Annotated in this window: 11 protein-coding genes and 1 rRNA gene; 5 read left to right on the top strand and 7 right to left on the bottom strand. The window is 68.4% G+C overall.

The genetic code is table 11. The features are described 5' to 3' along the window. Positions 1 to 6 precede the first annotated feature (6 nt). Positions 7 to 123 (top strand): 5S ribosomal RNA (rrf, locus tag ETD86_RS49930). 299 nt (positions 124 to 422) lie between these two features. Here rrf and ETD86_RS49925 read toward each other — a convergent pair. Further along, entirely contained in the window at positions 423 to 875 is a 453-nt protein-coding gene (locus tag ETD86_RS49925) for an Lrp/AsnC family transcriptional regulator (protein WP_138673640.1), read from the bottom strand. A 126-nt stretch (positions 876 to 1,001) separates the two neighbouring features. On the opposite strand from ETD86_RS49925, the gene ETD86_RS49920 reads away from it, so the two are divergent. Continuing rightward, positions 1,002 to 1,889, top strand: a complete 888-nt coding sequence (locus tag ETD86_RS49920) for a phenylalanine 4-monooxygenase (RefSeq protein WP_138673639.1) — start codon at positions 1,002 to 1,004, stop codon at positions 1,887 to 1,889. Positions 1,890 to 1,922: 33 nt separating this feature from the next. Continuing rightward, positions 1,923 to 2,837, top strand: a complete 915-nt coding sequence (locus ETD86_RS49915) for a serine hydrolase (RefSeq protein ID WP_246149451.1) — start codon at positions 1,923 to 1,925, stop codon at positions 2,835 to 2,837. Here the strand turns inward: ETD86_RS49915 and ETD86_RS49910 are convergent. From ETD86_RS49910 to ETD86_RS49890, 5 genes are read right to left on the bottom strand one after another with little or no spacing between them, the layout of a single operon-like run. Further along, positions 2,806 to 3,531, bottom strand: a complete 726-nt coding sequence (locus tag ETD86_RS49910; protein WP_138673638.1) for a response regulator transcription factor — start codon at positions 3,529 to 3,531, stop codon at positions 2,806 to 2,808. The genes ETD86_RS49915 and ETD86_RS49910 overlap by 32 nt on opposite strands. Then, positions 3,531 to 4,379 (bottom strand): phosphate ABC transporter ATP-binding protein PstB, encoded by an 849-nt coding sequence (pstB, locus tag ETD86_RS49905; RefSeq protein ID WP_138673637.1) that lies wholly within the window; start codon positions 4,377 to 4,379, stop codon positions 3,531 to 3,533. Before pstB ends, ETD86_RS49910 begins: the two co-directional genes overlap by 1 nt. An 8-nt stretch (positions 4,380 to 4,387) precedes the next feature. Next, positions 4,388 to 5,278, bottom strand: coding sequence for a phosphate ABC transporter permease PstA (gene pstA / locus ETD86_RS49900; protein ID WP_138673636.1), 891 nt, complete (start codon positions 5,276 to 5,278; stop codon positions 4,388 to 4,390). Next, on the bottom strand, positions 5,278 to 6,216 hold the full coding sequence (gene pstC / locus ETD86_RS49895) for a phosphate ABC transporter permease subunit PstC (protein WP_138673635.1): 939 nt from the start codon (positions 6,214 to 6,216) through the stop codon (positions 5,278 to 5,280). The genes pstA and pstC overlap by 1 nt, the downstream gene beginning before the upstream one ends. Continuing rightward, positions 6,216 to 7,214, bottom strand: a complete 999-nt coding sequence (locus ETD86_RS49890) for a PstS family phosphate ABC transporter substrate-binding protein (protein WP_138673634.1) — start codon at positions 7,212 to 7,214, stop codon at positions 6,216 to 6,218. Before ETD86_RS49890 ends, pstC begins: the two co-directional genes overlap by 1 nt. A gap of 146 nt (positions 7,215 to 7,360) precedes the next feature. On the opposite strand from ETD86_RS49890, the gene ETD86_RS49885 reads away from it, so the two are divergent. Both ETD86_RS49885 and ETD86_RS49880 read left to right on the top strand, forming a co-directional pair. Continuing rightward, positions 7,361 to 7,837, top strand: a complete 477-nt coding sequence (locus ETD86_RS49885) for a low molecular weight protein-tyrosine-phosphatase (RefSeq protein WP_138673633.1) — start codon at positions 7,361 to 7,363, stop codon at positions 7,835 to 7,837. Then, a complete protein-coding gene (locus ETD86_RS49880; protein WP_138673632.1) occupies positions 7,834 to 8,616 on the top strand; it encodes a fructosamine kinase family protein in 783 nt (260 codons plus the stop codon). The genes ETD86_RS49885 and ETD86_RS49880 overlap by 4 nt, the downstream gene beginning before the upstream one ends. 9 nt (positions 8,617 to 8,625) lie before the next feature. Here ETD86_RS49880 and ETD86_RS49875 read toward each other — a convergent pair. Then, positions 8,626 to 9,385: TetR/AcrR family transcriptional regulator C-terminal domain-containing protein (locus ETD86_RS49875; RefSeq protein WP_138673631.1), on the bottom strand; the 760-nt coding region annotated here is incomplete at its 5' end.

Genomic DNA, 9,385 nt, shown 5'->3' with positions numbered 1-9,385 from the left:
CAGGGTTACGGCGGTTATGGCGGGAAGGAAACACCCGGTTACATTCCGAACCCGGAAGTTAAGCTTCTCTGCGCCGATGGTACTGCACTCGGGAGGGTGTGGGAGAGTAGGTCACCGCCGGACAATCTTTGTATGGGAAAGCCCCGACGCCCACCGCGTCGGGGCTTTTCTGTTGTCTGCCCTATCCTCAAGGGGCGGCTGGTAGTGCAATGGGGACATATCCGTATCACCTGAGCCATTAGCCACGATCAAGGTAGAGGTGCTGCCCGACCCCGGCAATCGGGGCACGCTCGGCCCACCGAGCTGCCGCTCGACAGCCGCGGTGGCGTCATCGCCGACATGCTGCACTACCGGCGGGCCATTGCCGAGCTCGGCGGGTGTGCTGAGGCGGCCCGTATTCTCGACCTGCTGGGAATGGCGCGTTAGCCCCGTTCGAGGAGGGGCTCGACGCGGTACGGGATCTGCGTGGACAGCGCGATCGTCGTGTCCGTACGCTGCACCGCGGGCGAGGCCAGGATGCGGGCGATGACCTCCTGCAGGTGATCGGTGCTCCTGGCGACCACCCGGCACAGCAGGTCATGCTGGCCGCTCGTCCCGTGCACCTCCAGGATCTGCGGTACGGCCCCCAGCGCCGCCACCGCCTCCTCCAGCCGCCCCTGTGCGATCTGCAACCAGACGAACGCCAGGATCGGATGCCCGGCCGCGGCCGGTGACACTGTGGGCCCGAAGTCCTCGATCACCCCGCGTGCGGTCAGCTTCTCCACCCTGGCCTGCACCGTACCCCTGGCGACACCCAGGAGGCGGGCGAGCTCGGTCAGGCCGACGCGCGGGTTGGCCCGCATGGTCACGAGCAACCTGGTGTCCAGCTCGTCCATACCGGGCCCTCCCAGGAGTGTGCGATTCGACTAGTACATGCGGCTCATAGGGTACGAAAGTAAGCGTATCGCGCAGTAGAACTGCGCGCTCTTGCCAAGAAAAGCGGAACTTGCTGTTATTCGGACATGTTTGAGGAAGCGCAGTACTTCGCCCCGATCGAGGCCCAGGCCGACGGGTCGGTGGTGGTCGAGCTCTCGGCGTCGCACCCCGGGTTCGCGGACCCGGTCTACCGGGCGCGGCGCAACGCGATCGCCAGGCTCGCGGTCGACTACCGTCCGGGCACCCCCATCCCGGAGGCCGAGTACACCGAGCAGGAGCACGAGGTGTGGGCGATGGTCAGCAGGGAGCTGGCGATCAAGCACGCCAAGTACGCCACGGGCGAGTACCTCGACGGCGTCGCCCGGCTGGGCCTGCCGGCCGAGCGCATCCCGCAGCTGGAGGAGGTCTCGCGGCTGCTGGAGCCGCTGACCGGGTTCCGGTACCTGCCGGCGGCGGGACTTGTGCCGCTGCGGGACTTCTACGGGGTGCTCGCGGACGGGCTCTTCCACTCGACGCAGTACATCCGCCACCATTCCGTGCCCTTCTACACGCCGGAGCCGGACGTCGTCCACGAGGTGATCGGGCACGCCAACGCCCTCGCCGGCCCCCGGTACGCCGCCCTCTACCGCCTGGCCGGCCAGGCCGCGCGGCGGGTCGAGGGGGAGGAGGCGCTGGAGTTCGTGTCGAAGGTGTTCTGGTTCACCCTGGAGTTCGGGGTGATGCGGGAGCGGGGCGAGCTCCGGGCGTACGGGGCGGGGATCCTGTCGTCGTACGGGGAGATCGAGGAGTTCCGCGGCATGGACATCAGGCCGCTGGATCTGGCGGCCATGGGCGCGACGCACTACGACATCACGAAATATCAGGACGTGCTGTTCCGGGCCGAGTCCTTGGATCATCTCGAAGACGTCGTGGGCAGCTTCTGGGAGACCTGTGACGACGACTCGATCGCGAAACTGACCGGCGCGGCTGTCTAGCGGTGCCTCGCGGTTCTTCGTGATAATGCCCGGGTGATCAGGGGCCGGGGGCAGGCGACAGCACGGGTGGTGCTCGCGCTCGCCCTGGTCCTTTCGCTGATCACGGTGCCCGTGGAGCCGAATCCCGCGCTTCGTCCCGTGTGGCGGGTGACCATGGCCGAGGAGGCGGCACTGGCGGGGATGGAGAGCGTCGCGGTCGAGCAGACCCTGGCGCCGATCTCGGCCAAGCGGATCAGCAAGCGCCTCGACCGCTTCCTGGCCGGCCGCCCTGGACCGGTCACCGCCATGGTCAAGGACCTGGCGACCGGGCAGGTCTACCGGTACCACCCGGACGAGCGGCTGATCACCGCGAGCACCGCCAAGGTCCAGATCCTCATGGCGCTGCTGCTCAAGACACGGTGGAAGAAGTTGCCCGAGGCGGTCAGGCGGGACGCCGACCTGATGATCCGCTACAGCGACAACCACGCCGCCGACCGGCTCTGGCTGCGCATCGGTGGCGCGCCCGGGTTCACGAAGGCCGGCAAGCGGTTCGGACTGAAGCACACGCAGGGCGTCTCCGGGGACTGTCTCGACCTGTATTGCTGGGGGATCACCCGGACGTCCTTGGACGACCAGATCCGCCTGATGAGCGCGCTGGTGTCAGGCAAGAGCCCGCTCAAGGACCGCGAGCGCGTGCTCGGGCTCATGGGCAAGGTCGTCGACGGCCAGGACTGGGGCATCAGCGCCGCCGCGTGTCCCGGCGACCGGGTGGCGCTGAAGAACGGCTGGCTGAAGCGGGTCTCGACCAAACGCTGGGCCGTGATCAGCGTGGGCCTGATCAGGGGCGACGGCCACGACTACGCCGTGGCCGTGCTCACCGAGGGCAGCTCCGACGTCGGGTACGGCATCGCGACCGTCGAAGGTGTCACCAAGAAGATCATGCAAGATTTCCGGACATGCCCGGAGTGACCAGCCGGTAGCCCACGCCGCGTACCGTCTGGATGAGCCGGTCGTCCTCGTCGCCCAGCCGCGCCCGCAGCCGCTTGACGTGCACGGCGATCGTGTTCGTGGAGGTGGTGGCGGCGGCGTGCCACACGTTCCGCATGATCTGCTCGCGGGTGACCGTGCGGTCGGCGTTGCGCATGAGGTACTGCAGCAACTCGAACTCCCTCAGTGGCAGGTGCACGACCCGACCGCCCACGCGTACCTGGTAGGCCTGCACGTCCAGCTCGACCCCGCCCACGCTCAGCACCTTGCGCGACTCGGGCGAGGAGGCCTGGATGAACGGCAGCAGCTCCGGCACCCGGTAGGGCCGGGCCACGCAGGCGGCGGCGCCGGCCGCGAGGGCGCGTACGGCCTGCTCGGCGTGCCCCTCTCCGACGCCGAGCAGCACCGGTACGGCCCGAGCGAGCCGTACCGCGCGAACGAACTCCACCGCGTCGATGACCGGGAGCGTGGCCGAGACAAGCACCACGTCGGGCTGCAGGGCCCCCGCCTGCAGCAGCCCCTGAGCCCCGTCAGGCGCGCCGGTGACGGCCACGCCCTCGCGTTCGAGGGCGGTGGCCAGATCCTCGACCACGGCGCTGTCCGGATCGGCGATGAGCAGTACGGGCTTGGTCCTCGCGTCCCCGTTCATCGTGGATGCCGCCTGCTGTTGGGTCATCAGCCGAAGCGTCCCGTGATGTAGTCCTCGGTGCGCTTGTCGGTCGGGTTCGTGAAGATGCGGCTGGTCTCGTCGTACTCCACGAGGCGGCCGTGCCGCACGCCCTTGTCGTCGACCTCGGCGGTGAAGAACGCGGTGCGGTGGGAGACGCGAGCGGCCTGCTGCATGTTGTGCGTGACGATCACGATCGTGTAATCGCGCGCCAGCTGCTGCATCAGGTCCTCGATCTTGGTGGTGGCGATCGGGTCGAGGGCCGAGCACGGCTCGTCCATGAGGATGACCTCAGGCTTGACCGCGATGGCCCGCGCGATGCACAGGCGCTGCTGCTGGCCGCCGGACAGGGACAGGGCGTTCTGCTTGAGCTTGTCCTTGACCTCGTCCCACAGGGCCGCCTGGGTGAGCGCCTGCTCCACCAGGTCGTCCATCTTGCCCTTCATGCCGTTGACGCGGGGGCCGTAGGCGATGTTGTCGTAGATCGACTTGGGGAAGGGGTTGGGCTTCTGGAAGACCATGCCGATGCGGCGGCGTACCTCGATGGGGTCCACGTGGTCGCCGTAGAGGTCCTCGCCGTGGTAGAGGATCTTGCCGGCCGGGCGGGCGCCGGGGATCAGGTCGTTCATCCGGTTGAAGCAACGCAGCACCGTGCTCTTGCCGCAGCCGGAGGGGCCGATCATGGCGGTGATCTCGCGATTGCCGATCAGCATGTCGACCTCGCGCACCGCCTCGTAGTCACCGTAGAAGACGCTGAGGTCGGAGACGGTGAAGACCGGATCCAGGGCCTCGAGGTTTCGGGGAGCCTCGGGGCCACGGACGGTGACGTTCGCCATGGGGGTTCCTATCTCGGTCATACTCTTCCTCACCAGCGCTTCTGGTAGCGGTTGCGGAGCCAGATCGCCACCGAGTTCATCAGCAGCAGGATCAGCAGCAGGATCACGATCGCGGCGGCGGCCAGGACGTGGAAGCCCTCGCGCGACTGGGAGATCCAGTTGAAGATCTGGATCGGGAGGACCGTGTAGCTGGCGAAGATGCCGTCCGGGTTGAACCGGATGAAGGACACCGCACCCAGCATGATCAGCGGGGCGGCTTCGCCGATGGCCCGGGAGAGCGCCAGGATCGAGCCGGTCGCGATGCCGGGGATCGACGCGGGCAACACCTGGCGGTAGATCGTCTGCCACTGCGTGGCGCCCAGGGCCAGCGACCCCTCCCGGATGGACGGCGGCACCGCGCGGATCGCCTCGCGCGAGGCGATGATCACGATGGGGAGCACCAGCAGGCCGAGGGTGATCGACGCGGTGATCACGCTGAAGCCGAGGCCGATCGTACGGGCGATGATGCCCAGGCCGAGGATGCCGTACACGATCGACGGGATGGCGGCGAGGTTCTGGATGTTGAGCTCGATGACGCGGTTGTACCAGCGGGTCCGGTCCGCGTACTCCTCCAGGTAGATCGCGGCGGCGATGCCCGTCGGGATCGTGAAGACCGCGGTCAGGGAGATGACCCAGAGCGTGCCCGTGATGGCGGACTGGGCGCCGGCGATCTCCGGGTTGCGGATCGACGGCATGTTCTCCCAGAGCCGGGCGTCGAGCCGCGGCCAGCCCTCCGTCAGGACGAAGGTGAGGAGGGCGATCAGGAAGATGAGCGCCAGTGCCAGGCTGGCGAGCAGGACGGTCCGGAACAAGATCTCCTTGACCGGACGTCCCTTGCTCGCCAGTTCCACGGCAGAGCGTGGCGTCGAGAGAACAGCCATTACTCGTACACCTCACGATATTTCCGCACCAGGCGGGCGCTGACGAAGTTCATGACGAACGTCATCACGAAGAGGAGGGCGCCGACCGCGAAGATGGTGTCGTAGTCGACCGTGCCCACCGGGACGTCGCCGGATCCCGCCGCGGCGATGAACGCGGCCATGGTCTGCATCGCCTGGCCCAGGTCGAGCGTGAAGTTGGGCTGGCCGCCACCGGCGATGTAGACGATCATCGTCTCGCCCGCGCCCCGTGAGATCGCCAGGATGACGGCCGCCACGATGCCGGAGAAGGCCGCGGGCAGCACCACGCGCAGCGAGGTGATCATCCGGGAGGCGCCCAGGGCGAAGGAGCCTTCGCGCAGGCTGTTCGGCACCGCCGACATCGCGTCCTCGGACAGCGACGCCACGATCGGAATGATCATGAAGCCGACCACGAGGCCCGCGCTGAGCGCGTTGAAGATCTCGATCTCGAACGGGAGGACGCTCCGCAGCAGCGGAGTGACGAAGCTCAGCGCGAAGAATCCGAAGACCACGGTCGGGATGCCCGCCAGCACCTCGAGCACCGGCTTGAAGAACTTCCTGACGCGTGGCTTGGCGTACTCCGACAGGTAGATCGCCGAGGCCAGGCCCAGCGGCACGGCCACTACGATCGCGATGCCGGTCGTGATGAGGGTCGCGCTGACCAGCGGCAGCACGCCGTAGTGTGGGGGTTCGAACAGCGGTCCCCAGTCGGTGGAGGTGAAGAACTCCACCGCGCTGACTTCCCCGAAGAACTTGATCGTTGGCTCCAGAAGGGAGACCACGATGCCGACCGTGGTGGCGACGGAGACCAGGGCGGCGATCAGGAGGATCGCCTTGATGGCCATCTCGCCATAACGCGGGCGCGACCGCGCCAGGGACTGGGGGGTCCCCGGCACGGTCGCGGTGTCGCCGCCTGCCATCACTGGGTCTTCAGCGTCGCGAGGTCGGCCTTGAGCTTGCTCTCCTGCTCGGCGTTGAGCGGGATGAACTTCGAGTCCGTCGCGATCTTGTTGATGTTGGTCGCGTAGTAGTCGAGGAAGGCCGCGACCTCAGGCCGCTTGACCGCCGCGGTGGAGGGGTAGATGAACAGCGCCCTGGCCAGCGGGGCGTAGGTGCCGTTCTGCGCGGTCTCGACGCTCGGCGCGACGCAGCCCTTGCCACCGTCGATCTCGACGGCCTTCAGCTTGGCGGCGTTCTCCTCGAAGTAAGTGTAGCCGAAGTAGCCGAGGCCGCCCTTGCTGCCCTCGACGCCCTGGACGGTGACGTTGTCGTCCTCGCTGGGGCTGTAGTCCTTGCGGCTCGCGCCCTCCTCACCGTTGATCTCGTCGGTGAAGTAGTCGAACGTGCCGGAGTCGGTGCCCGGCCCGAAGAGCTTCAGCGGCTCGTTCGGGAACTTGGGGTCGATCTGGTTCCAGCTGGTGATCTTCTTCTCCGCGCCCGGCTCCCACATCTTCTTGAGCTGGTCGACGGTGAGGCAGGTGGCCCAGGTGTTCTCCTTGTTCACCACCACGGTCAGCGCGTCGGTCGCAACGGTGAGCTCGGTGTACTTGACACCCTTGGCGTCACACGCGGCCTTCTCCTCGTCCTTGATCGGACGGGAGGCATTGGAGATGTCGGTCTCGCCGTTGCAGAACTTCTCGAAACCGCCACCGGTGCCGGAGGTGCCCACGGTCACGTTGACCTTGGCCTGCTCCTCGCTGAAGAACTCAGCGGCGGCGCTGGTCAGCGGGGCGACCGTGCTGGAGCCGTCAACCTTGACCTGCCCGGCGAGTTCGGCGCCGGCGCCTTGGCTGGCAGGAGCGGAAGCTGCGCCGTCCCCGGCGGGCGGTGTGGTGTTGGTGCCGCCGCAAGCGGCGGAAAGCCCCACAACGATGGCGGCCGTCGCCACCGCGCTGAGGCGGCGCTGTCCACGGGTCACGGTATTTCCTCGTCCCTAGTGAGTTCCGTACTTCGACGCCTCTGATAACACCGGGCAAAAGTGAACGAGAGTAGAACGAGCAGTGACTGACGACCGAAGAGGTGTGCCGGGTCGAATGAATAGCGTCTAAGGGCCATCCTGGGGAGATGACGTATCGCGTATGCCTGGTGTGCATGGGGAACATCTGCCGGTCGCCGATGGCCGAGGTGGTGCTGCGGAAGGCCCTCGCCGACCGTGGGCTGGCCGATCGGGTCGTCGTCGAGAGCGCCGGGACGGGCGGCTGGCACGAAGGGGACCCCATGGATGAGAGGGCGCTGCGGATCCTGTCGGAGCATGGGTACGACGGCTCCGCGCACCGGGCCAGGCAGTTCACCAAGGACTGGTTCGACCGCTACGACCTGGTGCTGGCCATGGACCTGGACAATCTCGCCAACTTGCGGCGGATGGCGCCCACCGGGGTGGAGGTGCGGATGCTCCGCTCTTTCGATCCGGCGGCGCCGGCCGACGCCGAGGTGCCCGACCCCTACTACGGGGGCCGCGAAGGCTTCGAGGACGTACTCGCGCTGGTCGAGGCGGCCGCGGCGGGCGTGGCCGAGCACATCGCCGATGAGATCGCCGGATGAAGGTGACCGCGGAGCTCGGCTCGTCCCACGGGTGGCGGCTGGTCCGCGGTGTGCTCGACGGGCGGCAGGTGTTCGCGAAGACCGGCGTTGTTTCCGAAGTGTTCACTTCGGAGGCGGCCGGGTTGCGGTGGCTGGGTGAGGCGATCGCTGTTCCCGAGGTGATCGAGGTCGGTCCTGATCGGCTCGTGTTGTCGTGGGTGGAGCAGGAACGGCCGAGCCCGGCGGCCGCCGAACGGTTCGGGCGGGAGTTGGCGCGGCTGCATCGATCGGGGGCGGCGGGTTTCGGAGCGCCGTGGCCCGGGTTCATCGCCGAGCTGCCGATGGACAACGCGCCGTGTGACGACTGGCCGGCCTTCTACGCGGAGCGGCGGGTGCTGCCGTTCCTACGGCAGGCGCGGCTGCCTGCCTCGGACGTCGCCGCCGTCGAGCGGGCCGTGGAGCGGTTCGCCGAGATCGCGGGGCCGGTCGAGCCGCCCGCGCGGATCCATGGGGATCTGTGGAGTGGGAACGTGCTCTGGTCGGGCGGGTCCGCGGCGCTGATCGATCCGGCGGCGCATGGCGGGCATCGGGAGACGGATCTGGCCATGATGGCGCTGTTCGGGCTGCCGTACCTGGATCGGGTGCTGGGGGCGTACCGGGAGGAATGGGCGCCTGCGGAGGGGTGGCGGGAGCGGGTGCCGTTGTATCAGCTGCATCCGCTGCTCGTGCACGTGGTGTTGTTCGGCGGGTCCTATCGGGACAGTCTGATGGAGGCGGTCCGGCTGGTGCTCGCCCTCTGACGTGCTGGCCTAACCTGACTTGCGTTTCCGGTAGGCGCGTTGCTGGCAGGCGCGGGAGCAGTAGACGCGCGGGCGGCCGGACGTCGGGGCCTCCAGCGGCCTGCCGCACTCCTCACACGCCTGTGTTTCATCACGCTTTTCGTCACGCTCGTTGATGAGGGTCTCGATGCCGTCCAGCAGGCGGTGCAGACCGAACTCGAAGGAGTCCTCGGGGGCGTCCCAGCCGCCTGCCGACCACAGGTACGAGATCGTGGGGTAGGGGTCCAGGCGGTTGTAGAGGGCGTCGCGCGCGCCCCACCAGTCCTCCTCGGACACGCCGCTGCGGCGCTCCTCGCGCTGGGTCTCGAGCAGGTGCAGGGCCTCGGCGTCGACGAAACGGCCGACCAGGCCGACGACCGCGATCACCTCGGCGGCGGTGAGCGCGGTGCCGGTGAGGGTGCCCAGCATGTAGTCGTAGTGCGCGACGCCGTTGGGGCCGGGGAGGTGGCGGGTGCCGCGCACCTCGGCCAGCCAGGGGTGCCGCCGGCGGATCCGCCAGGCCTGCCGCACGACGGCCTCCAGCCGTGCCCGCCACCCGTCCGGATGTGTGGCGGACCCGCCGCTCTCGCCTGGATGTGCGGCGGACCTGCCGCTCTCGCCTGGATGCGCCTCCGGCCTGCTTGCCCGGGCGCTCCGGTCCGGGGGCGCGCCCGGCCCACTGGTCTCGCTGCTCCCGCCTGGCTCCGTGCCGGCCGGGACGGGGCCGATGCCGGCGTCCGTCGGGCGGGGG

It is taken from the genome of Nonomuraea turkmeniaca (assembly GCF_005889735.1).
GTDB lineage: Bacteria > Actinomycetota > Actinomycetes > Streptosporangiales > Streptosporangiaceae > Nonomuraea > Nonomuraea turkmeniaca.
This window is presented reverse-complemented; position numbering and strand designations above follow the sequence as displayed.

Bases quoted from the DNA above. Each gene is read 5' to 3' on its own strand.
- pstC (WP_138673635.1), bottom strand. From the start codon at position 6,216: ATGGCAGGCGGCGACACCGCGACCGTGCCGGGGACCCCCCAGTCCCTG.
- ETD86_RS49910 (WP_138673638.1), bottom strand. From the start codon at position 3,531: ATGACCCAACAGCAGGCGGCATCCACGATGAACGGGGACGCGAGGACC.
- ETD86_RS49885 (WP_138673633.1), top strand. From the start codon at position 7,361: ATGACGTATCGCGTATGCCTGGTGTGCATGGGGAACATCTGCCGGTCG.
- pstB (WP_138673637.1), bottom strand. From the start codon at position 4,379: ATGACCGAGATAGGAACCCCCATGGCGAACGTCACCGTCCGTGGCCCC.
- pstA (WP_138673636.1), bottom strand. From the start codon at position 5,278: ATGGCTGTTCTCTCGACGCCACGCTCTGCCGTGGAACTGGCGAGCAAG.
- ETD86_RS49925 (WP_138673640.1), bottom strand. From the start codon at position 875: ATGGACGAGCTGGACACCAGGTTGCTCGTGACCATGCGGGCCAACCCG.
- ETD86_RS49920 (WP_138673639.1), top strand. From the start codon at position 1,002: ATGTTTGAGGAAGCGCAGTACTTCGCCCCGATCGAGGCCCAGGCCGAC.
- ETD86_RS49880 (WP_138673632.1), top strand. From the start codon at position 7,834: ATGAAGGTGACCGCGGAGCTCGGCTCGTCCCACGGGTGGCGGCTGGTC.